Annotated in this window: 21 protein-coding genes and 1 pseudogene; 11 read left to right on the top strand and 11 right to left on the bottom strand. The window is 53.7% G+C overall.

Annotated elements, in window-relative coordinates; genetic code table 11:
• Window positions 1-10: 10 nt before the first annotated feature.
• Together ACOTXL_RS15010 and ACOTXL_RS15015 are read left to right on the top strand one after the other, a co-directional pair.
• Complete coding sequence (locus ACOTXL_RS15010) at window positions 11-523, top strand: fimbrial protein (protein ID WP_022650916.1); 513 nt, start codon at window positions 11-13, stop codon at window positions 521-523.
• Window positions 524-564: 41 nt separating this feature from the next.
• The gene (locus ACOTXL_RS15015) at window positions 565-1218 is read left to right on the top strand and encodes a helix-turn-helix transcriptional regulator (RefSeq protein WP_023324523.1); all 654 of its coding nucleotides are present in this window, start codon (window positions 565-567) and stop codon (window positions 1216-1218) included.
• A 51-nt stretch (window positions 1219-1269) separates the two neighbouring features.
• On the opposite strand, the gene fdhF is transcribed toward ACOTXL_RS15015, so the two are convergent.
• The 4 genes from fdhF to ycgZ all read right to left on the bottom strand — a co-directional run bounded on the left by fdhF (window position 1270) and on the right by ycgZ (window position 4486).
• Window positions 1270-3420, bottom strand: a complete 2151-nt coding sequence (fdhF, locus tag ACOTXL_RS15020) for a formate dehydrogenase subunit alpha (RefSeq protein ID WP_045350524.1) — start codon at window positions 3418-3420, stop codon at window positions 1270-1272.
• A 193-nt stretch (window positions 3421-3613) separates the two neighbouring features.
• A complete protein-coding gene (locus ACOTXL_RS15025; protein ID WP_003857748.1) occupies window positions 3614-3892 on the bottom strand; it encodes a biofilm/acid-resistance regulator YmgB/AriR in 279 nt (92 codons plus the stop codon).
• A gap of 29 nt (window positions 3893-3921) precedes the next feature.
• A complete protein-coding gene (locus ACOTXL_RS15030; RefSeq protein WP_045350525.1) occupies window positions 3922-4242 on the bottom strand; it encodes a hypothetical protein in 321 nt (106 codons plus the stop codon).
• Between the two features lie 4 nt (window positions 4243-4246).
• The gene (gene ycgZ, locus ACOTXL_RS15035; RefSeq protein ID WP_003857747.1) at window positions 4247-4486 is read right to left on the bottom strand and encodes a regulatory protein YcgZ; all 240 of its coding nucleotides are present in this window, start codon (window positions 4484-4486) and stop codon (window positions 4247-4249) included.
• A gap of 339 nt (window positions 4487-4825) precedes the next feature.
• On the opposite strand from ycgZ, the gene ACOTXL_RS15040 reads away from it, so the two are divergent.
• The gene (locus ACOTXL_RS15040) at window positions 4826-6046 is read left to right on the top strand and encodes a diguanylate phosphodiesterase (protein WP_045350526.1); all 1221 of its coding nucleotides are present in this window, start codon (window positions 4826-4828) and stop codon (window positions 6044-6046) included.
• 189 nt (window positions 6047-6235) lie between these two features.
• Complete coding sequence (locus ACOTXL_RS15045; protein ID WP_045350527.1) at window positions 6236-6964, top strand: MerR family transcriptional regulator; 729 nt, start codon at window positions 6236-6238, stop codon at window positions 6962-6964.
• A 109-nt stretch (window positions 6965-7073) separates the two neighbouring features.
• Here the strand turns inward: ACOTXL_RS15045 and ACOTXL_RS15050 are convergent, their stop codons facing one another.
• Together ACOTXL_RS15050 and ACOTXL_RS15055 are read right to left on the bottom strand one after the other, a co-directional pair.
• Window positions 7074-7526: a DUF3828 domain-containing protein gene (locus ACOTXL_RS15050; RefSeq protein ID WP_045350528.1), complete on the bottom strand. Its 453-nt coding sequence runs from the start codon at window positions 7524-7526 to the stop codon at window positions 7074-7076.
• Window position 7527: 1 nt separating this feature from the next.
• Window positions 7528-7887, bottom strand: coding sequence for a CHAP domain-containing protein (locus tag ACOTXL_RS15055; RefSeq protein WP_045350529.1), 360 nt, complete (start codon window positions 7885-7887; stop codon window positions 7528-7530).
• Window positions 7888-8383: 496 nt separating this feature from the next.
• On the opposite strand from ACOTXL_RS15055, the gene sufA reads away from it, so the two are divergent.
• From sufA to ldtE, 7 genes are all read left to right on the top strand, one after another.
• Window positions 8384-8752 (top strand): Fe-S cluster assembly scaffold SufA, encoded by a 369-nt coding sequence (sufA, locus tag ACOTXL_RS15060; RefSeq protein WP_003857741.1) that lies wholly within the window; start codon window positions 8384-8386, stop codon window positions 8750-8752.
• Between the two features lie 8 nt (window positions 8753-8760).
• The gene (sufB, locus tag ACOTXL_RS15065) at window positions 8761-10251 is read left to right on the top strand and encodes a Fe-S cluster assembly protein SufB (RefSeq protein ID WP_045350530.1); all 1491 of its coding nucleotides are present in this window, start codon (window positions 8761-8763) and stop codon (window positions 10249-10251) included.
• Window positions 10252-10260: 9 nt separating this feature from the next.
• Entirely contained in the window at window positions 10261-11007 is a 747-nt protein-coding gene (gene sufC / locus ACOTXL_RS15070) for a Fe-S cluster assembly ATPase SufC (protein ID WP_003857736.1), read from the top strand.
• Window positions 10982-12253 carry a Fe-S cluster assembly protein SufD gene (sufD, locus tag ACOTXL_RS15075; RefSeq protein WP_022650922.1) on the top strand — a complete coding sequence of 424 codons (1272 nt, stop codon included), beginning with the start codon at window positions 10982-10984 and terminating at the stop codon, window positions 12251-12253. Before sufC ends, sufD begins: the two co-directional genes overlap by 26 nt.
• Window positions 12250-13470, top strand: a complete 1221-nt coding sequence (gene sufS, locus ACOTXL_RS15080) for a cysteine desulfurase SufS (RefSeq protein WP_003857731.1) — start codon at window positions 12250-12252, stop codon at window positions 13468-13470. The genes sufD and sufS overlap by 4 nt, the downstream gene beginning before the upstream one ends.
• 14 nt (window positions 13471-13484) lie before the next feature.
• Window positions 13485-13901, top strand: a complete 417-nt coding sequence (sufE, locus tag ACOTXL_RS15085) for a cysteine desulfuration protein SufE (protein WP_015570705.1) — start codon at window positions 13485-13487, stop codon at window positions 13899-13901.
• 97 nt (window positions 13902-13998) lie between these two features.
• Window positions 13999-15012: a L,D-transpeptidase LdtE gene (gene ldtE / locus ACOTXL_RS15090; RefSeq protein WP_022650923.1), complete on the top strand. Its 1014-nt coding sequence runs from the start codon at window positions 13999-14001 to the stop codon at window positions 15010-15012.
• Window positions 15013-15072: 60 nt separating this feature from the next.
• Here ldtE and lpp read toward each other — a convergent pair whose 3' ends face one another.
• From lpp to ACOTXL_RS15115, 5 genes and pseudogenes are all read right to left on the bottom strand, one after another.
• Entirely contained in the window at window positions 15073-15309 is a 237-nt protein-coding gene (gene lpp, locus ACOTXL_RS15095; RefSeq protein ID WP_001082307.1) for a murein lipoprotein Lpp, read from the bottom strand.
• A gap of 312 nt (window positions 15310-15621) precedes the next feature.
• The gene (gene pykF, locus ACOTXL_RS15100; RefSeq protein WP_003857687.1) at window positions 15622-17043 is read right to left on the bottom strand and encodes a pyruvate kinase PykF; all 1422 of its coding nucleotides are present in this window, start codon (window positions 17041-17043) and stop codon (window positions 15622-15624) included.
• Between the two features lie 7 nt (window positions 17044-17050).
• The gene (locus ACOTXL_RS15105; protein WP_418249985.1) at window positions 17051-17347 is read right to left on the bottom strand and encodes a hypothetical protein; all 297 of its coding nucleotides are present in this window, start codon (window positions 17345-17347) and stop codon (window positions 17051-17053) included.
• Between the two features lie 73 nt (window positions 17348-17420).
• A pseudogene (locus ACOTXL_RS15110) lies at window positions 17421-18567 on the bottom strand (trans-sulfuration enzyme family protein).
• A gap of 12 nt (window positions 18568-18579) precedes the next feature.
• Complete coding sequence (locus ACOTXL_RS15115) at window positions 18580-19950, bottom strand: pyridoxal-phosphate dependent enzyme (protein WP_045350531.1); 1371 nt, start codon at window positions 19948-19950, stop codon at window positions 18580-18582.
• Window positions 19951-20201: the final 251 nt, after the last annotated feature.

Consider the following 20201-nt stretch of genomic DNA (forward strand, 5'->3'; position numbering starts at 1 on the left):
AGGTAAGAAGATGAAAATAAGATGCAGGACACTGCTGTTACTTGCCTTACTCAGCGGGAAGGTATGCTCCGCTGATAGCGTCAACATCGGTGTGACGGGAAATATCGTGGCGTCGCCATGCATATTTAATGGCGGCAATAACAATCTCGATGTCAATCTGGGCAATATTCAGGCAACCAATATGGCGACGCCGGGCTCAACATCGGATCCGGTGCCTTTCAGTCTGCTGTTTACCCAGTGCCCAACGGGAACGCAGAGTGTGACCGTCGCTTTCACCGGCAGCCCCGATCCTGAGGCGGGCGCGGACTATTTTATGAACAGCGGTTCGGCCACACATGTGGCGATAGCCATGCGCGATGCCCAAACCGGTGCGCTTAAAGGAACAGGCTCCAGCATGACCCAGACCATTGCCGCGGACAGAACCGCGACATTAGCTATGCTGGCCTCGGTAAAATCCATGACGGGGGGCGCCACGCCGGGAAGCATCCGCGCGGTTGTGGTGATGACGATGCAGTACAACTGAATGCCGGTGATAAGCCTTTTTTAAAGACGTTGGTGTGAACTATGTTAAATATTCTGATTCAGGAAACGGATCTGTTTTTTCAGGCTGGGCTACAGAGCTTTTTCGAAGATTTTTTTAAGCATAACTTTCATCGCTCCATCACTTTTCACCTGGCGCTGACCAATGAAAACGTCAGCCAGGCCGATATTATTGTTCTTTCATTATGTCAGGGGGAAACGCTGACCTGTTTTCCGGAATTACTGGCCCGGCAAAAAGGAATTGTGATAGGTCTCGTCGACGATGAGCTGCGCTTTTCGGCGCTGCCTTCCTGCTTTCAGGACATTATTTTTCTTCCTCGCCGGGCATCGCTTGATCGTATTAGCGGCGTTCTGTTTATTGCGTGGTTCACGACGCAATTACCGGGTTACACCTGGAATAAAAAGACCTGTTTCGACTGCCAGCATAAAGGGTTATCCCGGCAACAAATTCGTATTCTGGTCAATTTTTACCGAGGGCTGTCGGTAGTGCAGACCGCTCAGGCGCTGGAGATGAGCGAAAAAACGGTCTTTACCCATAAATATATGATGATGCAAAAATTTAATCTGCGAAGCGATTACGAGCTGATCGTACTGTTGAGAAGGCTGATGGAGAAAAAGAGCCGGCCGAACCTGCTTCGCGATTACCTGGAAAATAATTATGCACAACAAATAGCCTGAAACGGCAGCGGATAGCTGGCCGGGCAGCGATAGCCGCCACCCGGCAAGCATTTAAACGTTAACCGCAGCGATCAACCGCGTCTTCATGGTCTGGTACGCGGAAGCCGCAAAATCCTCCGCCCAGCGCTGGTCCTCGATTGCCTCAAGCTGCACGGCGCAATACTTCGTTTCCGGCGTTCTGGAGATCGGGTCGAGATTATCCTGCGTCAGCTCATTACAGGCGCCAATCCACCACTGGTAGGTCATATAGATTGCTCCCGCATTGATGCGCTCGCTGATGCTGGCGCGGGTGATCACTTTACCCCGGCGTGAACGTACCCAGACCAGCTGGCCTTCGGCAATCCCCCGTTCATCCGCGTCGGCCGGGTTAATTTGCACCCGGCCCGGCTCGTCGGCCAGGCTTTGCAGCGCGGCGCAGTTCCCGGTCATGGAGCGGCAGGAGTAGTGGCCCACTTCGCGCACTGTGCACAGTACCAGCGGGTAATCCGCATCCGGTGTCTCCGCCGGGGCGCGCCAGGGGGCGGCAAATAGCTGGCCTTTGCCAGTGGGGGTGTCGAACTGATTATCCTTGTACAGGTAGGGAGTGCCGGGATGATCGAGGGTTGGACAGGGCCACTGCACATGACCCATCTCGCCCATTTTTTCGTAGGTCACGCCGTAGAAGAGGGGGCACAGCTCGCGCATTTCGTCCCAGATCTGCTGGTTATCCTCGTAATGCATGGGATAGCCCATTTCCGTGGCCAGCAGGCTGATGATCTCCCAGTCGCGCCTGACATTGCCGCTGGGCTCAATGGCTTTGCCGAAACGCTGAAAGCCGCGATCGGCACAGGTGAACACACCGGCGTGTTCTCCCCATGAGGTGGCAGGGAGCAGCACGTCAGCCAGCTCTGCCGTTTTGGTCATAAAGATGTCCTGAACCACCACAAAATCTAGCGCCTCAAAGCCGCGGCGGACCTGACCCAGATCGGCTTCTGTCTGAAGCGGATCTTCCCCCATGATGTAATACGCTTTGATCTTACCTTCCAGCGCGAGATGCGGCACTTCGGTGATACGCGTTCCGACGCGATCGTCCATCCGGTTGACATTGATTTTCCACGCATCGGCAAATTTCAGTCTGACCGCCGGATCAGTGACGTCCTGGTAGCCGGGGAACATATTGGGCAGAACACCCATATCGCAGGCGCCCTGAACGTTATTTTGCCCGCGAACCGGCCCCACGCCGACGGCAGGGCGGCCCAGATTGCCGGTCAGCAGTGCCAGGCTGGAGAGACCTTTCACCACATCGACCGCCTGACCAAACTGCGTGACGCCCATACCCCACATCACCGTTGCTGAAGGCGCCGCTGCGAACATGCGAATTGCCTGACGAACATCCCGCGCGGGGATCCCCGTCAGATGTTCAACCTGCTCGGGTGCGTAATCTTTTACCGTCAGTCGGTACGCCTCAAGCCCTTCTGTAAAGCGAGCAACGTAGTTTTTGTCGTACAATTCCTCTTCAAGCAGGACATAGCCAAAGGCATTGACCAGCGCCATGTTACTGCCATTTTTTAACTGAAGATGAAGATCGGCAATGCGTGCCGTTTCAATATGACGCGGATCGCAGACAATGATTTTAGCGCCATTTTCACGTGCTTTAAGCACGCGTCGGGCGACGATGGGGTGAGAGTCGGCGCAGTTATAGCCGAATACCAGCAGGCATTTTGAGTTTTCAATATCGTTAATGGAATTGCTCATGGCGCCGTTGCCGAGGGTCTCCTGTAAACCGGCAACGGACGGACCGTGACAGACGCGGGCGCAGCAGTCGACGTTGTTAGTATTCAGCACCGCACGGGCAAATTTTTGCATCACATAGTTGGTCTCATTGCCCGTTCCCCGCGAGGAACCCGTGGTCATAATGGACCGAGGGCCGTACTGTTCTTTGATGCTTTTAAGCCTGTAAGCGGTATAGCGAATGGCCTCTTCCCAGGTAACAGGGGTAAAGGCCTCGCCTTTGCTGTAGCGGATCATGGGCTGCGTCAGGCGGGGGGTAAGCAGCTGAGTATCATTAAGATAGTCCCAGCCGTAGAACCCTTTCAGGCAAAGCGTGCCCTGATTAGTTACGCCATCAGCGGCTTCGGCACGGATAATCCGATTATTTTTAACGACGAGGTTAAGTTTGCAGCCTGCACCGCAGTACGGGCAGACGCTGGCGATTTTTTTCATCAATAACAGACCTGTTAAGAAATGAAGCAATGTTTACTGGAAAGCCCAGTCCCTTAGCGGACTAAGCAGGATCCATGCCACATTCGGCGTGCTTGATTAACAGGGCGTTAGGGGAGAGAGGGCGTGTCATCGTCAGTCCGTTCGTCAGAATTGACGATGACACGCTATCCGAAGAGATGGGAAGAGAGAGGCGTTAAAGATCGTCCATGGTGTAACCGACGACAATTTCCAGCGTCTTGCGGATCACATCCGCCTTAACGACATCGTCGGTGGATTCCAGCGTCTGGATCAGCCAGAGAATGATCGCTTTGTTGGTCAGATGACCTTCGGAAGCAAGAACACAACGAACCGCAGTCGAAAAAATGGCAGACTCTTCAGCAAAGCGATCGCCTGCGTGACGGAAATACTCCGACAACGCGCTATCTAAAAAGGCGGAGTGGTATTCGGGTTGAAGCTGAATATTTTGTCTCATTTGTTCTCACCGTAGCTGTAAAGTTGTAGTCAATGTATCTTTTTGGGATCGGACGGTTTTCCATTTCCAAATAACGGCACTACATTGTCTCGGTTATTTTTGAGAGATCCCTCTCTCTGAATTCGTCCTTGTGCGGTTCTGCGACCTTTAAAAGCGACCGTGCCAGAGCTGATTTCAGCTATCACCCTCGCTAATGTCTCCCGCCGCTGGGGATCCGTCTCACAGGCTTGCATGTTACGCAGACGCAGAACCAATCCCTCGGTCGTTACAGGACCGCGCTCCTTCAAAAGTGAAAGAGCGGCTTCTCCAATAAGCTGGTCGATCAGTCTGTCCGCATCACTGCTGTTCATAACATTAACGTTCGAAGAGCAGGCCAAGAAGCATGTGATAATGATGCTCCTCTTCCGGGCCATTGGCCTTTTCAAGGCGACTTAACAGTTTTGTGCAGAGCGATTTGCGATTCAGATTCCGCCCGTCGCTAAGGATTTCAACAACAACCTGACCCAATGTTTCCTGTTGGGTTGGAAGCGCGGCTTTTTCGAAGTACTGCGCAATTGCTGTTGCTGTGTCTGCGAGGTGTCCGTTCTGCTGCATGTTTCGCTCCTGTAAATTTTCGTAATCAGTAACGTTACATTTAAGGTATACATAATTTTCAAATCTGTACATTAAAAATGTACAATTTTTTAAATATTTTATTATATATTTGATAAAGTATATATTTATCATATGGTTATATGTATACAGCTTACTGCTAAATTCACAAAATATATTGTACAATTCGAAGTGGCGTTGCAAAGTTGTACAAGCCCGGAAAAGGCGCAAAGAAGTCATGTAAATTGTTGAGATGTAAATTATTTATTGGGTAATTAATGTGCTATAACAGAGTTCTCCCCACGTGTTTTCGTGGTCACCCCCTCAATCTTCAGGATTAGCATGCTCACAACCATTATTTACCGCAGTCATATCTGCGAGGACGTTCCAGTGAAAGCGCTGGAAGACATGGTCGCTGCTGCAAATTGTAGAAATCGCCAGTTCGATGTGACGGGGATTTTGCTGTTTAACGGCACACACTTCTTTCAGTTACTTGAAGGGCCCGCTGATAACGTTAAGGAGATCTATCAGCTCATCTGCCGTGACCAACGGCATCACAACGTGGTCGAATTGTTAAGCGATCACGGGCCTTCAAGACGTTTTGGCAACGTAGGTATGGAGCTCTTTGACCTTCGTCAGTACGACACCGACGAAGTGCTACAAAAGGTACTCGATAAAGGCACAACCCGCTATCAGCTGACCTATAACGATCGCGCCCTGCAATTTTTCCGCACCTTCGTTGAGGCCACTGAAAAAGCCAACTACTTTGAGCTGCCTCCGGCTGACGCCTGGGAGTTTGTCACCGAAAACACGCCATTATCCTCCCAGCCAACGGTAGTGGCAAAGGGCGCGGACTGTAGTTTCGCATTTCAACCTATCGTCGATCCGTTTATGCAGCAGGTGGTTTCCTGGGAAGCCCTGATCCGCACGCCGTCCGGTGAGTCTCCGGAAAGCTACTTTGCCAACCTGTCGCGTGAGGCGCTGTACGAATCGGATCTGAAGAGTAAGCAGGTGGCTTTGTCGATGGCCAGCGCGCTGGGCCTACAGACTCAAACGTTGTCCATTAATCTGTTGCCGATGACGCTGGTCAATGTTCCTGGCGCCGTCGATTTTTTACTGACGGCAATTGAGGCGAACGGTTTTGTGCCGGAGCAAATTGTGGTCGAGTTCACCGAGAGCGAGGCGATCTCGCGCTTCGAAGAGTTCACCAGCGCGGTCAGACAGCTTAAAAGCGCCGGGATCAGCGTGGCCATCGATCACTTTGGCGCGGGATTCGCCGGTCTGCAACTGCTGGCCCAGTTCCAGCCGGACAGAATCAAGATCAACCGTGATTTGATTGCTAACGTGCACAAGAGCGGCCCGCGTCAGGCAATCATTCAGTCAATCATTAAATGCTGCGCCTCCCTGGAAATTCTGTTCTGTGCGGTAGGCGTAGAGCTGGCTGAAGAGTGGATGTGGCTGGAATCTGCCGGGATTTCTCAGTTCCAGGGTCACCTTTTCGCCAGCCCGCGTCTGGGGGGCATTCCGGCGATTGCCTGGCCCGAGAAAAAGTACGATTTATAAAAAACCTGTACGTAACTGTTAAAAGTGACCTGTACGTACGGCTAAATTTATACAACAATATATTAACGAGTGAGTGGTTCTTTGAGCCATTCACTTGTCTCAGAACGAGGAGTTAGTTATACAAATGATTTGTACAATCTGATAAGGTTGGTTTGGTTAGGTATGGAAGTATTGTGCGTGAGGGAGTTAATGGCCTATTACAGTATCGGCGAAGTGGCCGAACGATGCGGTATCAACCCCGTTACGTTGCGTGCCTGGCAGCGCCGTTATGGATTGTTGAAGCCGCAGCGAAGCGAAGGGGGCCATCGTCAGTTTGACGATGAAGATATCCTGCGTATCGAAGAGATCAAACGCCTGATGAAAACGGGTGTTTCGGTCGGTAAAGTAAAAGCGCTTCTTGAAAATTCAGAAGTGATGACTCAGGGGAACTGGGCATCGTTTCAGGAAGAGATGTTAACCGTTCTGCGCTATGCCAGCCCGGCAAAACTGCGCGCCAAAATCGGCGAGTTCCGCCGCGACCATGCGATGGATGTTCTGATAGATAACATCATCACCCCTGTGCGTCAGCGAATGAACCAGGACCAGAATACGGTGCGTCACATGGCGAGCCTGCTGGACGGTGTCCTGATTGAGTTTGCCGTTGCAAGCCTGGGTGAGTCGCGAAAAAAAGCAGGTAAGGATGCGCTGCTGATTGGGTGGGAGTGCGACGACCGTACGCATTTGTGGCTGGAAGCGGCCCGTCTTGCCTACAAAGGCTGGCATATCGACGTGCTGGCTGAGCCGATTGATTCTCCACGTCCTGAACTCTTCCCCGGGCAAAAAATCTTCGTCTGGACCGGTAAAGCGCCTACGCCTCGTCAACAGGAGCAGCTCGACCACTGGCGTGAACAGGGTTTCGCCGTTTCGATCCATCACTGATGTTAAGGGGGCCAACGGTAAACCGCCAGTGCGGGATTTTGCCTTCTGGCGATACGACAGGGGTATCCGCGAAGATGCATAGCATCAGTACCCCTGTCATATCGTCGGTTTATTCCATCATCAGGTTGTCTGAAATATTCATACTGGCCACGGATTCAACTTTCCACACGCCATCTTCCTTGACCATGCAGTCAATCACGGTGTGATCCCGCTTTTTGCCGAATGAGATATAAACCTGCATACAGGCGGCATCGTAATCCAGCGCCCGCGCACTGACGATGCCCCAGTCATCTTCATATCCCTGAGCCTTGATGAACATATCGACGTCAGGCACGTCATATTCATCTGGATCCAGCTTATCCATGGCTTTGAGTTTGCTGATAGTTTCGCGGGTTATATATGGCCTCAGCGCTTCATAGTTTTTCAGGGGCTCTTTCCCGATAATAATTTGCGAGATGTACCACTTATTAAACTGAAGGGCAGCGGATACCTCAGGGGGGAACTTCTGTGCAGCGGATGCGAGAGTGGGCAGAAGCAGGATCGCCAGAATTATTTTTTTCATGTCAGTCATGCCTGTAAATTGCATATGCTGGCTTTAATTCCCGGTATTCCTTTCCCGGATACATTGTTCGCTGAACAAAATCAGAGTACCAGACGCCGTTCCCACCATAGATGCAAGCGTGGCCATATGGGTGGTGCGCAGTGGGCTGGATCACCGCCACATCGCCCTCAACAGGCTCATCGTAAACCTGGTGGAAACCCGCCAGAATTAAATTGCTTTTCATATCCTTAGCATAATGCGTGTTCTGTAGATTAGCACCGCCGGCGCGAATGGATTTCGAAACAAATTCTGCACATCTTTTCTGGCTATACTGACCTGCATGCTGGCGAGCATGAACTGCGGCTTTATGGGCACTCCACATAATTTAATCCCTTATTGAATAAATGGTTAACAAGGGAAACATTACGCCGAAAAGGGATGAGTTTATGTAAATAATCATGAGCGGAATTTAACCACTATCAGACTGATAAATAATGGTTAACTCATCCATTAAACGTCTTTATGCGCACCCAGGTAAGGCAAAAAAGGATTAAAAAGAACCTGGCTTAAGGGGGAGGCATACGTAAATAATGTATTTGGTGCCTGGGTGTACTTTAGCTATCTTAAAAATAGGTATTTCCAATACAATTTTTATCATTGCCCGCCACCTTACCGCCTTTCTTATGAAATGCATTATTTATCAATGCATTGAACAAATCTAACCATCCCATCCGCATCCCGTCACAGGGTCTATGCTTAATGAAAGTAGCCAAAAAGGGCGGTTTAGCCCAAAGCCCCTGCTCGCAGGGGGTTGAAGTGATAATCGTTATCACTAACATGGTGTTATGCCCTGGTGGCTTATCAGATGAGGTGGACCTATGGAACTGCATTCAGAAACCTTCAATCCGGCCGATTTTGCCTGGCGTGGCTTAACGCTGACGCCCGCGGCGGCGGCGCATATTCATGAGCTGGTGGCAAAAAATCCCGACATCCTCGGCGTACGCTTAGGCGTTAAGCAGACTGGCTGCGCGGGATTTGGCTACGTGCTGGATACCGTAACCGAACCTGAAAAGGACGATCTGGTCTTTGAAACCGACGGTGCAAAGTTATACGTCGCACTACAGGCGATGCCGTTTATCGATGGAACCGAAGTCGACTACGTTCGGGAAGGTTTAAACCAGTTATTCAAATTTCATAACCCGAAAGCCCAGAACGAATGCGGCTGCGGCGAAAGCTTTGGGGTATAGGCGGTACTATGTCTCGTAATACTGAAGCAACGAGTGATGTAAACACCTGGAGCGGCGGACACCTCAACTATAAAGAGGGTTTCTTCACGCAGCTGCAAACCGATGAACTGGCGAAAGGCATCAACGAAGAGGTCGTGCACGCCATTTCGGCGAAACGTAACGAGCCGGAGTGGATGCTGGAGTTTCGCCTGAGCGCATTCCGCGCGTGGCTGGAGATGGAAGAACCCCACTGGCTGAAAGCGCATTACGATAAGCTGAACTATCAGGATTATAGCTATTACTCTGCGCCCTCCTGCGGCAGCTGTGATGATACCTGCGCCTCGCAACCCGGTGCGGTACAGCAAACCGGTGCCGAGAACAGCTTCCTGAGTAAAGAGGTGGAAGAGGCGTTCAATCAGCTCGGCGTGCCTGTGCGCGAAGGCAAAGAGGTGGCGGTAGACGCCATTTTTGACTCCGTCTCGGTGGCAACCACCTACCGTGAAAAACTGGCGGAGCAGGGGATCATTTTCTGCTCCTTCGGGGAAGCCATTCACGATCACCCGGAGCTGGTGAAAAAGTACATTGGCACCGTGGTACCCAGTAACGATAACTTCTTCGCGGCACTGAATGCGGCGGTGGCGTCAGACGGTACCTTTATCTACGTGCCGAAAGGCGTGCGCTGCCCGATGGAGCTCTCGACCTATTTCCGCATCAACGCGGAAAAAACCGGCCAGTTTGAACGCACCATCCTGGTGGCCGATGAAGGCAGCTACGTTAGCTACATCGAAGGGTGCTCCGCTCCTGTGCGCGACAGCTACCAGCTGCACGCGGCGGTGGTGGAGGTCATCATCCATAAAGATGCGGAAGTGAAGTACTCTACGGTACAGAACTGGTTCCCGGGCGACGGTAACACCGGCGGTATTCTGAACTTCGTCACCAAGCGTGCGCTGTGCGAAGGCGAAAACAGCAAAATGTCCTGGACGCAGTCAGAAACCGGCTCCGCCATTACCTGGAAATACCCGAGCTGTATTCTGCGCGGCGACAACTCCATCGGTGAGTTTTACTCCGTGGCGCTGACCAGCGGTCATCAGCAGGCCGATACCGGCACCAAGATGATCCACATCGGTAAAAACACCAAATCGACCATCATCTCCAAAGGGATCTCTGCCGGTCATAGCCAGAACAGCTATCGCGGTCTGGTGAAAATCATGCCGACGGCAACCAACGCGCGTAACTTCACCCAATGTGACTCCATGCTGATTGGCGCGGACTGCGGGGCGCATACCTTCCCGTATGTCGAATGCCGCAATAACAGCGCCCAGCTTGAGCATGAGGCAACTACGTCACGTATTGGTGAAGATCAGCTTTTCTACTGCCTGCAACGCGGGATCAGTGAAGAAGATGCGATTTCAATGATCGTTAACGGCTTCTGTAAGGACGTGTTCTCTGAACTGCCGCTGGAATTTGCCGTTGAAGCCCAGAAACTCCTCGCCATTAGTCTTGAACACAGCGTCGGTTAAGGAAAGCACATGTTAAGCATTAAAGATTTACAGGTTAGCGTGGAAGAGAAAGAGATCCTGCGTGGCCTCAATTTTGACGTCAAACCGGGTGAAGTTCACGCCATCATGGGGCCAAACGGCTCCGGGAAAAGTACGCTTTCAGCGACGCTGGCAGGACGCGAAGATTATGAAGTTACCAGCGGCTCCGTTGAGTTTAACGGCAAAGATCTGCTGGAGATGTCGCCGGAAGAGCGTGCCGGCGAGGGCATCTTTATGGCCTTCCAGTATCCGGTGGAAATTCCGGGCGTCAGCAACCAGTTCTTTCTGCAAACCGCGCTGAACGCGGTGCGCAAGTATCGCGGCCTTGAGGCGCTGGATCGCTTTGACTTCCAGGATCTGATGGAAGAGAAGATCAAGCTGCTGAAAATGCCGGAAGATCTGCTGACCCGCTCGGTAAACGTGGGTTTCTCCGGCGGTGAGAAGAAACGTAACGATATTCTGCAAATGGCGGTTCTGGAGCCAGCGCTGTGCATTCTTGATGAGACCGATTCAGGGCTGGATATCGATGCCCTGAAGATCGTTGCCGACGGGGTGAACTCCCTGCGTGATGGCAACCGCTCATTTATCATCGTGACACATTACCAGCGAATTCTGGACTACATCAAGCCGGACTATGTCCACGTGCTTTACCAGGGACGCATTGTGAAATCCGGTGACTTTACGCTGGTTAAACAACTGGAGGAGCAGGGTTATGGCTGGCTTACCGAACAGCAGTAATGCACTTCAGCAGTGGCACCGGCTGTTTGAAGCGCAGGCTGGAGCGCGCTCTGAACAGGCTCAGCACCATCTCCAGCAGATGCTGCGTCTCGGTTTACCGACGCGTAAACATGAGAACTGGAAATATACCCCGCTGGATGGCCTGCTGAACGGCGAGTTTGTCACCCGTCTGGCGCAGGTCAGCCCCGATCAGCGCGACATGCTGGCGCTGAGCGTGGATGCCGTGCGTCTGGTGTTTGTCGACGGTCTGTTCCGTGCGGAGCTGAGCGACAGCGTGCAGGAGAGCGGGTTCGATATCGTCATTAACGATGAACGTCAGTCGCTGAACGCGCCTGTTCAGCCTGAAGTCTTCCTGCACCTGACAGAGAGCCTGTCACAATCTGTCACCCATATTCGCGTTAAGCGTAACCAGCGCCCGGCGAAACCGCTGCTGCTGATGCATATCACCCAGGGCGTTGCGGGTGATGAGATTAACACCGCCCACTATCGCCACCATCTTGAGCTGGCAGAAGGGGCGGAGGCGACGGTGATCGAGCATTACGTCAGCCTTAACGACACCCGTCATTTTACCGGTTCGCGTCTGACGATGAACGTGGCGGCCAATGCCCAACTGCACCACATCAAGCTGGCGTTTGAGAATCCGCTCAGTCACCACTTCGCCCACAACGATATTCTGCTGGGCCAGGATGCCGCGGCGTACAGCCACAGTTTTCTGCTTGGCGGCGCGGTGCTGCGCCACAATACCAGCACCCAGCTGAACGGTGAAAACACTACGTTGCGTATTAACAGCCTGGCGATGCCGGTGAAGTCAGAAGTGTGCGACACGCGCACCTGGCTTGAGCATAACAAAGGCTACTGCAACAGCCGTCAGCTGCACAAAACCATCGTCAGCGACAAAGGACGTGCGGTGTTCAACGGCCTGATCAACGTGGCGCAGCACGCCATCAAAACTGACGGGCAGATGACCAACAACAACCTCTTGCTGGGACGTCTGGCAGAGGTGGACACCAAACCACAGCTGGAAATCTATGCGGACGACGTGAAATGCAGTCACGGTGCGACGGTCGGGCGTATTGACGATGAGCAGATGTTCTACTTGCGCTCGCGCGGGATAGACCAGCAGGCCGCGCAAAAGATGATTATTTACGCCTTTGCGGCTGAGCTGACGGAAGCGCTGCCCGATGGCGGACTCAAACAGCAGGTGCTGGCCCGTATCGGTCAGCGACTGCCTGGAGGCGAAGCATGACATTTCCCGTAGAGAAAGTCCGGGCAGATTTTCCGGTACTGACCCGTGAAGTGAACGGTCTGCCGCTGGCCTATCTCGACAGTGCGGCCAGCGCGCAAAAACCGAATCAGGTGGTGGATGCGGAAGCCGAGTTTTACCGCCACGGTTATGCGGCGGTACATCGTGGGATCCACACCCTGAGCGCCGAGGCGACCCAGCGCATGGAAAACGTGCGCACGCAGGTTGCGGCCTTCCTCAACGCGCGTTCGCCGGAAGAGCTGGTGTTCGTGCGCGGCACCACCGAAGGGATCAACCTGGTGGCTAACAGCTGGGGCAATGCGCAGGTGCACGCGGGGGATAACATCATCATCACCCAGATGGAGCACCATGCCAACATCGTGCCCTGGCAGATGCTCTGCGAGCGTGTGGGGGCGCAACTGCGGGTGATCCCCCTGAATGAAGACGGCACGCTCCAGCTGGAAAAGCTGGACGCTCTGCTGGACGACAGAACGCGGCTGGTGGCGGTGACCCACGTTTCAAACGTGCTGGGCACGGAAAATCCGGTGGCGCTGATCGTCGACAAAGCCCATCAGGCCGGTGCGAAAGTGTTGATTGATGGTGCCCAGGCGGTGATGCACCATGCGGTTGACGTTCAGGCCCTGGACTGCGATTTCTACGTCTTCTCCGGGCACAAGCTGTATGGCCCGACGGGCATCGGCGTGTTGTATGTGAAAGAGGACATTCTCCAGGCCATGCCGCCGTGGGAAGGGGGCGGGTCAATGATCGCCACCGTCAGCCTGACGGACGGCACAACATACGCCCGTGCGCCCTGGCGCTTCGAGGCGGGTACGCCCAACACGGGCGGGATCATCGGGCTGGGCGCGGCCATTAGCTACGTCTCTGAAACGGGGCTGGCGGCGATTCAGGAGTACGAACAGCTGCTGATGCATTACGCCTTGCAGGAGCTGGTCAGCGTCCCGGACCTGACCTTATATGGTCCTGCTGACCGTCTGGGTGTGATAGCCTTCAACCTCGGCAAGCATCACGCCTATGATGTGGGCAGTTTCCTTGATAATTACGGCGTCGCTGTGCGTACCGGGCATCACTGCGCGATGCCGCTGATGGCGTATTATGAGGTACCGGCCATGTGCCGCGCATCGCTGGTGATGTACAACACAACGGAAGAGGTCGACAGACTGGTGGCGGGATTAAAACGTATTCACCAGCTGCTTGGCTAACGGAGAGGCGAGAGATGGCAGATTTGCCGGACAGAGATAAATTGCTGCGCAACTTTGGGCGTTGCGCGAACTGGGAAGAGAAATACCTTTATATCATCGAACTGGGTCAGCGCCTGCCGCCGCTCAGCGAAGAGGCGCATAACCCGGACAACATCATTCAGGGCTGCCAGAGCCAGGTCTGGATCCTGATGCAGCAGACGGATGAAGGCGTAATTCAATTACAGGGTGACAGCGATGCCGCCATTGTGAAGGGGCTTATTGCCGTCGTATTTATTCTTTATCACCAGATGTCGGCGCAGGATATTGTCGCCTTTGACGTTCGCCCGTGGTTTGAAAAAATGGCCTTAACTCAACACCTCACCCCGTCCCGATCCCAGGGGCTGGAAGCGATGATCCGCGCCATACGCGCCAAAGCCGCAATCCTTAGCTAAACTGACAGAACAGCATTCATTCTGTTTCGCGGGGTGGTTTCCACCTCGCTGGTTTTTCAGCTTTCTGACGTTTGGTCAGTGAATAAGGAATCTCAGCATGAAGCGCGCGTCTCTAATAACTCTATTACTCCTTGGTTCGCTCAGTGCTGTTAATTCAGCCAGGGCGGTTGATTATCCTTTACCGCCCGCAGGCAGCCGCCTGATTGGGCAAAACCAGACATACACCATTCAGGAAGGGGACAATAAACTTCAGTCTATCGCTCGTCGGTTTAATACCGCCGCACAGCTCATCCTTGAAACCAATAATACCATTGCACCGGTGAATCCTGCGCCAGGAACGGTCATTACGATCCCTTCCCAGATGCTACTGCCGGACACCGAGCGTGAGGGCATTGTGGTGAATCTGGCGGAGCTGCGTCTTTACTTCTATCCGCCTGGCGAAAATATCGTGCAGGTCTATCCGCTGGGTATTGGTCAGCTTGGGCTGGAAACACCGGTCAGCACCACCCGTGTGAGTCAGAAAATCCCTAACCCTACCTGGACCCCCACAGCGGGCATCAGAGCGCGCTCACTGGCCCAGGGAATTAAACTGCCGCCTGTGGTACCCGCAGGGCCAAATAACCCGCTGGGGCGCTTTGCGCTTCGTCTGGGTATCGGGAATGGGGAATATCTTATTCACGGCACCAGCGCGCCGGACAGCGTAGGGCTGCGGGTCAGCTCGGGCTGTATGCGGATGAACGCGCCGGATATCAAAGCGTTGTTTGAGCAAGTGCGCGTCGGCACGCGGGTGCAGATTATCAATGAGCCGGTGAAGTTCTCCGTCGAGCCGGACGGCAAACGTTATATCGAAGTGCACAGGCCGCTGGCGCAGGCAGAGGGCGAAAACCCACAGACGGTGCCGTTCACGCACTCGGCGGCGTTTACCGCTTTTGCAGCGGAGTCAGGTAGCGATAAAACGCTTATCGATAAAGCCCTGGCGCGCAGAGCCGGGATCCCGGTTGCCGTTTCAACAGGCAATGGTTCGTCAGCCAGCAATTCTGTCCTGTCGGTTCAGAATAGTCGTGTCTCAGCGGCGGTGGCGGAAGACGAGGGAGAGAAAGCGCTTCAGTAGAGGTTTGACTAAGGCAAAAAAAATGGCGCACAATGTGCGCCATTTTATTAACAGGTACTATTACTTACGGTATTTAGTAGCCTGGTTGTCCAGACGCTGGTTAGCGCGAGCTGCGTCGTCTTTAGCAGCCTGAACGTCGGAACGCATTGCGTTCACGTCGTTGCTCAGCTGGTCAACTTTAGCGTTCAGAGTCTGAACGTCAGAAGACAGCTGATCGATTTTAGCGTTGCTGGAGCAACCTGCCAGCAGAGTAGAACCCAGGATTACCGCGCCCAGTACCAGTTTAGTACGATTCATTATTAATACCCTCTAGATTGAGTTAATCTCCATGTAGCGTTACAAGTATTACACAAAGTTTTTTGGGTTGAGAATATTTTTTTGATGGGATTACGCCTATTTTTGATCGTTCGCTCAAAGAAGCAACGAAATCGGCAATTTTGACGAAAAAGCTATGTTAAAAAAGGCATTTTTCATCGGATTCATCTTAGATAAATCGCGATTAAATAGAAAAACCCGATTTGCTTTTTGAATAGTTCTGGTTAAAGGCGGGAATAAAAAAAGCGCCCCGAAGGACGCTTTTTAACAAAACAATAATTTGTTCGTGAAATATTACAGCACGTGGACAGATGCCGTGTTGGTGGTGCCGCTTGGAACCAGCGCGCCAGAAACCATAACCACCACGTCGCCTTTCTGAGCCAGGCCACAATCAACCAGTTCCAGAGCCACTTCTTTACCCAGACGATAGAAATCATCGGTAGAGGCAATCTCTTTCACCAGGTGTGGGATCACGCCTTTGCTCAGCACCAGCTGACGCGCAGTGGTTTCGTTGGTGGTCAGCGCCAGAATGGTCGCATCCGGGAAGTATTTACGCACGGCACGCGCAGATTTACCGCCCTGGGTCGCCACGACAATCAGCGGGGCTTCCAGTTTCTCGGCAGTTTCTACCGCACCACGGCACACGGCTTCGGTGATGCGCAGTTTACGGCTGTCGTTGTTGTAATCCAGACGGCTTTTCATCACGCGGTCGGTACGCTCACAGATGGTCGCCATGATGCTGACCGCTTCCAGAGGGTATTTCCCTTTTGCAGATTCGCCAGACAGCATAACGGCATCGGTACCGTCGAGGATGGCGTTCGCAACGTCGCCTGCTTCAGCGCGGGTAGGGCGTGGGTTTTTGATCATGGAGTCCAGCATCTGCGTTGCGGTGATAACCACTTTACGCGCGCGAACACATTTCTCGATCATCATCTTCTGCGCGAAGATCACTTCTTCAACCGGGATTTCAACGCCCAGGTCGCCACGCGCTACCATGATACCGTCAGACGCTTCGAGGATTTCGTCGAAGTTGTTCAGGCCTTCCTGGTTTTCGATCTTGGAGATGATCTGGATGTTCTCGCCGCCGTGCGCTTTCAGGTGCTCACGGATCTCAACCACGTCAGAACGTTTACGGATAAAGGAGGCAGCAACGAAGTCCACGCCTTGTTCGCAGCCGAAGATCAGGTCTTGTTTGTCTTTTTCAGCCAGCGCTGGCAGAGCAATGGACACACCCGGCAGGTTGACGCCTTTGTTTTCGCCCAGATCGCCGTTGTTCAGCACTTTACAGATAACTTTGTTACCTTCGATAGCGGTCACTTCCATGCCGATCAGGCCGTCATCTACCAGCACGGTGTTGCCAACAGACAGGTCGCTGGTGAAGCCTTCGTAGGTCACGGCAACGATTTCGTTATTACCCACAACGGATTTGTCGGTGGTGAAGGTGAAGGTCTGGCCCGCTTTCAGGGAAACGTCGTTACCGCCTTCCAGTTTGATAGTGCGGATTTCAGGACCTTTGGTGTCGAGCAGGATTGCCGCTTTTTTCCCGGTCTTGCTCATCACGTTGCGCAAGTTCTGGATACGCTGACCGTGTTCAGCATAGTCGCCGTGGGAGAAGTTCAGACGCATCACGTTCATGCCGGCATCCAGCATTTTGCTCAGCATCTCTTCGGATTCGGTTTTCGGGCCGATAGTACAAACAATTTTCGTCTTTTTCATGACAGTCTTAGTCTTTAAGTTGGGAAGGATATGGAAATCTCGCTCCGGGGGCGCACCGCCGCGGAGTCAAACCTGTGTTGCGAAAGAGTATATGACACGCACTAAGAATAGGTGACATCAAATGAGCGTGCAGAAGAAAGTGTGCCTGAGTGCCAGCCCAACGAAGGAGAGGAGAAGTTGTACGTTGTTTTTTGTATTCCAAGCGCTGAAACCATTCACCAGGGATTTGGCGCGCATTATACGCTGATTTACAGTAAAAAGGAAAATGGAAACAGCGTTTCAAAAACAATCTGTGCAGATTCACATAAGTTTGTTATCAAGGCGTTAAGGCCTAATGTCATCTTATGACGGCAGGCGCAACGCCCGCCGTTTTTTGCTCACTTTTTCAGCGCTTGTTTAAGGTCGGCGATCAAATCCTTCGCATCTTCAATCCCCCACCGACAGGCGGATAAGCTGCGGCACAATGCCGTTTGCAAGACGCTGCGCCAGTGGAATGGAGGCGTGGGTCATGCTGTAGGGCTGGCTCACCAGACTCTCCACACCGCCAAGGCTTTCCGCCAGGGTAAAGAGCGTAAGATGACGGATCACCTCTGTCGCGCGCTGCGCATCGCCTTTAATCACAACGGAGATCATGCCGCCCGGCAGCGCCATTTGTCTGCGGGCCAGCGCATACTGGGGATGTGACGCCAGCCCGGGATAGAACACGCTGTCTACCTGCGGATGCTGCTCCAGCCATTGCGCAATCGCCAGCGCATTGGCGCTGTGCTTCTCAACGCGCAGTGAGAGGGTGCGAATGCCCCGCAGCGTCAGGAAGCTGCTGAACGGATCCAGAACGCCGCCAATCGCGTTTTGCAGATAGCCCAGACGCTCCGCCAGATCCTTATTCGACCCCACAACAGCCAGCCCGGCAACCACGTCTGAATGACCGTTGAGATATTTGGTGGCGGAGTGGACCACTATGTCGAACCCCGCCTCCAGCGGCCGGTGAATGACCGGGGAGGCGAAGGTATTATCCGCCACGCTGATCGCATTATTGCGCCGGGCAATGTCCGCGATGGCCTCCAGGTCGGCCAGTTTCAGCAGCGGGTTCGTTGGCGTTTCCACCCAGATCATGCGCGTGTCCGGGCGAATGGCGGCCTCAAGTCCGGCTACATCGTCCGGCTTAACCCAGCTCACCTGTAACCCGGTGCTGCGCTTGCGCACGTTTTCGATCAGGCGATACGTACCGCCATACACGTCGTCAATGGCGACGATATGGCTGTCTTTATCCAGCAGTTCGAGCATGGTGGAAATGGCCGCCAGCCCTGACGCGAAGGCGTACCCGCGCGTGCCGCCTTCCAGTTCGGCGATGGCGGTCTCCAGCGCGTGGCGGGTTGGGTTGCCGCTCCGGGAGTATTCGTAGCCGGTATGTTCACCCGGTGCCGGTTGCGCAAACGTCGACGTGGCGTAAATTGGCGGCATCACGGCGCCGTGCGGGTCGTGATACTCACCGCTGTGAACGCTGAGGGTGACCAGGTTTTTCATCTTTTGCTCCTTTTATTTTGTCAGGCGGTTACGCCAGGCGGTGAGTACGTCACTGCGTGTGATCAAACCCAGAAAGCGGTTTTCGTCATAAATAATCGCCACCAGGCCACGGTCAAAGATGGCGTACAGGGCGCTCTCCGGGGCCTGCTTATCCAGATATTCAACCTGACGCGTCATGGCCGCCGTCACGGGGAGTGAGAAGCGATCGGCATCTCCCCCGATGTGTCGCAGCAGGTCCCACTCATCGATGATGCCGACGACCTTGTCGTTATCGAGCACCGGCAGCTGGGAGATGTCGTACAGGCGCATGCGGGCCAGTACGGTGGAAAGCGTGTCGTCCGGGGCGGCAGTCACCGTCGCGCCTTCATCGTGGCGCAGGGCAATATAGTCCGAGAGATCGCCTGCCTGCGGACGCGAAATCAGCCCCTGCTGACGCATCCAGTCGTCGTTGAACATCTTCGAGAGGTATTTATTGCCGCTGTCGCAGGCGAAGGTGACCACCCGTTTTGGCGTAGTCTGCGCCTGGCAATATTTCAGCGCCGCCGCCAGCAGCGTGCCGGTGGAGGAGCCTGCCAGGATCCCTTCCGTTTTTAGCAGATCGCGGGCGGTGGTGAACGCCTCGCGATCGGTAATGCGCCAGGCGCGGTTAACCCCTTCGATGTGCGCCAGCGGAGGGATAAAGTCTTCGCCAATCCCTTCAACCAGCCACGATCCGGCATCGTGATGGCGTCCGGTCTCAACCTGGTCCGCCAGCACCGACCCGGCCGGATCGGCAAGCACAAATTCCGTCTGCGGCGAATGTTCTGCAAACCACGCCTGTAAGCCCCCCAGCGTACCGCCGGACCCCACGCCGACGACGATGGCATCGATCTGGCCGTCAAGCTGTTCAAACAGTTCCGGTGCGGTAGTGGTACGGTGCGCCAGCGGATTGGCCGCGTTATTGAACTGGTCGATATAAAACGCGCCTGGCAGTTCGTTCGCCAGCCGCCGGGCATAATCCTGATAGTAGGCCGGATGCCCTTTATTCACGTCCGAGCGGGTCAGCACGACCTGCGCCCCTAACGCCCGCAGGTGGAAAATCTTCTCGCGGCTCATTTTGTCCGGCACCACCAGGATCAGCGAGTAGCCCTTCTGCGCCGCAATCAACGCCAGCCCCAGGCCGGTGTTCCCCGCCGTGGCTTCAATAATGGTGCCGCCGGGCCGTAGCTGGCCCGTACGCTCGGCTTCATTAATCATCGACAGCGCGACGCGGTCTTTAATCGAGCCGCCGGGATTCTGGTTTTCCAGCTTCAGAAATAACGAGCAGGGGCCGGCGTCCAGCTTGTGCAGCTGGATGAGCGGCGTGCGGCCAATCAGTTCGGTGACGGAGTGGTAAAGCGTCATGGTCATGTCCTGTGAAGAGGTGATGACCGGATGATAGAACCATGAAATTCTCTCAATAAAGAACGTTTCACTGCGTTTTAGAACGGAAAGGAATAATCCTTGTGTTTTCAGATGGAAAGACAGCAAGACGTAAAGTTGTCCGGATGTGAGGATGGCTATATCCGTATAAAGTGCTGCAAAATTAGCCAATTTCGTCGGGTGAATGAGACCTGATATGCAAATGGCAGATAATTATTGCCGATATTCATCTA

Origin of the sequence: Enterobacter cloacae complex sp. IR5402, from assembly GCF_049238125.1 — a bacterium.
Classification (GTDB): domain Bacteria; phylum Pseudomonadota; class Gammaproteobacteria; order Enterobacterales; family Enterobacteriaceae; genus Enterobacter; species Enterobacter hormaechei_C.

Coding starts and splice junctions, on each gene's coding strand:
- ACOTXL_RS15050 (WP_045350528.1), bottom strand. CDS start 7,526: ATGAAAAAAATAATTCTGGCGATCCTGCTTCTGCCCACTCTCGCATCC.
- ACOTXL_RS15055 (WP_045350529.1), bottom strand. CDS start 7,887: ATGTGGAGTGCCCATAAAGCCGCAGTTCATGCTCGCCAGCATGCAGGT.
- pykF (WP_003857687.1), bottom strand. CDS start 17,043: ATGAAAAAGACGAAAATTGTTTGTACTATCGGCCCGAAAACCGAATCC.
- ACOTXL_RS15010 (WP_022650916.1), top strand. CDS start 11: ATGAAAATAAGATGCAGGACACTGCTGTTACTTGCCTTACTCAGCGGG.
- ACOTXL_RS15015 (WP_023324523.1), top strand. CDS start 565: ATGTTAAATATTCTGATTCAGGAAACGGATCTGTTTTTTCAGGCTGGG.
- ACOTXL_RS15045 (WP_045350527.1), top strand. CDS start 6,236: ATGGCCTATTACAGTATCGGCGAAGTGGCCGAACGATGCGGTATCAAC.
- ACOTXL_RS15025 (WP_003857748.1), bottom strand. CDS start 3,892: ATGAGACAAAATATTCAGCTTCAACCCGAATACCACTCCGCCTTTTTA.
- ldtE (WP_022650923.1), top strand. CDS start 13,999: ATGAAGCGCGCGTCTCTAATAACTCTATTACTCCTTGGTTCGCTCAGT.
- sufE (WP_015570705.1), top strand. CDS start 13,485: ATGGCAGATTTGCCGGACAGAGATAAATTGCTGCGCAACTTTGGGCGT.
- sufB (WP_045350530.1), top strand. CDS start 8,761: ATGTCTCGTAATACTGAAGCAACGAGTGATGTAAACACCTGGAGCGGC.
- fdhF (WP_045350524.1), bottom strand. CDS start 3,420: ATGAAAAAAATCGCCAGCGTCTGCCCGTACTGCGGTGCAGGCTGCAAA.
- sufC (WP_003857736.1), top strand. CDS start 10,261: ATGTTAAGCATTAAAGATTTACAGGTTAGCGTGGAAGAGAAAGAGATC.
- ACOTXL_RS15115 (WP_045350531.1), bottom strand. CDS start 19,950: ATGACGCTTTACCACTCCGTCACCGAACTGATTGGCCGCACGCCGCTC.
- ACOTXL_RS15040 (WP_045350526.1), top strand. CDS start 4,826: ATGCTCACAACCATTATTTACCGCAGTCATATCTGCGAGGACGTTCCA.
- sufA (WP_003857741.1), top strand. CDS start 8,384: ATGGAACTGCATTCAGAAACCTTCAATCCGGCCGATTTTGCCTGGCGT.
- ycgZ (WP_003857747.1), bottom strand. CDS start 4,486: ATGCAGCAGAACGGACACCTCGCAGACACAGCAACAGCAATTGCGCAG.
- sufS (WP_003857731.1), top strand. CDS start 12,250: ATGACATTTCCCGTAGAGAAAGTCCGGGCAGATTTTCCGGTACTGACC.
- ACOTXL_RS15030 (WP_045350525.1), bottom strand. CDS start 4,242: ATGAACAGCAGTGATGCGGACAGACTGATCGACCAGCTTATTGGAGAA.
- lpp (WP_001082307.1), bottom strand. CDS start 15,309: ATGAATCGTACTAAACTGGTACTGGGCGCGGTAATCCTGGGTTCTACT.
- sufD (WP_022650922.1), top strand. CDS start 10,982: ATGGCTGGCTTACCGAACAGCAGTAATGCACTTCAGCAGTGGCACCGG.